Origin of the sequence: Bowmanella yangjiangensis (genome assembly GCF_017255015.1) — a bacterium.
GTDB lineage: Bacteria > Pseudomonadota > Gammaproteobacteria > Enterobacterales > Alteromonadaceae > Bowmanella > Bowmanella yangjiangensis.
This window is the reverse complement of record NZ_JAFKCS010000619.1, coordinates 1-429: the sequence shown is the minus strand read 5'-3', so window position 1 is coordinate 429 and position 429 is coordinate 1. Positions and strand designations below refer to the sequence as shown.

The 429-nt window shown below is 61.8% G+C and carries 1 protein-coding gene; it reads left to right on the top strand.

Features of this window, described 5'->3' with window-relative positions; genetic code table 11:
- Positions 1-258, top strand: a 258-nt coding sequence (locus J0A65_RS25955; protein ID WP_206597076.1) for a hypothetical protein, incomplete at its 5' end; no start/stop codon positions are given.
- Positions 259-429 lie beyond the last annotated feature (171 nt).

Below are 429 nucleotides of genomic sequence, written 5' to 3'. Positions count from 1 at the left end.
AGGCATGACCGGCCGGTGCCGGTCGAGGTGAGCCGGCCAATCTACGGCAAAGCCCTGCCATGGAGCAAACCGGTGAACAGCTTGTTGCGCTGGTTGCTCCACAGGCAGATGGCAACCGAAATATTTTGGGCCGGATCGACGAATCTTGTGCAGTCGCGGCTGAAGCCCCTCCCACGCTCCGTGCGGTTGCGGGCGGTATGGTTCAGACCACAAACCCGTAGGAGGCGCTTTAGCGGCGAGCTGTTTCATCGCGGCTGAAGCCGCTCCTTGGGAATAGCGTGCAAGCGCAGAGGGCAGACGACTTTGGTAGCCTTGTCCGAACGTTTTTACGGAAGCCTCGCCATGCCGCTCACCCTCGACGAACTCGCCCAGATCAGCGCCCTGACCCTGAGCCACTATCAGGACAGCGCCGAAGATTTCCGCGCGGGC